Origin of the sequence: Xenorhabdus bharatensis, from assembly GCF_037996705.1 — a bacterium.
Classification (GTDB): Bacteria; Pseudomonadota; Gammaproteobacteria; order Enterobacterales; family Enterobacteriaceae; genus Xenorhabdus; species Xenorhabdus bharatensis.
Map to the genome: position 1 here is coordinate 1 of NZ_JBBMXG010000112.1, position 223 is coordinate 223.

Consider the following 223-nt stretch of genomic DNA (forward strand, 5'->3'; position numbering starts at 1 on the left):
CGCTTCAATCCGTTGCAAATTGAGGGCGCCCATAATGTTGAGGCGGGTGCGGCTGCCGGTGGTTTCGACCACTTTAACCTGCGTCCTTCCACGCTTCATCCAGCCGTAACTCAATTTTGTAGATTGGGTAGGATGCACAGCATCAATAAACAAAATCGGCTCATTTTGCCCACATTCCGCTTTCAGCGCGTTGTAGCGCTCAATAAACTGTTGCTGTTTATCC

Annotated in this window: 1 protein-coding gene; it reads right to left on the bottom strand. The window is 49.8% G+C overall.

The genetic code is table 11. From position 1 onward, the window contains the following. Positions 1-223: transposase (locus AAC855_RS21460; protein ID WP_340612148.1), on the bottom strand; the 223-nt coding region annotated here is incomplete at both ends.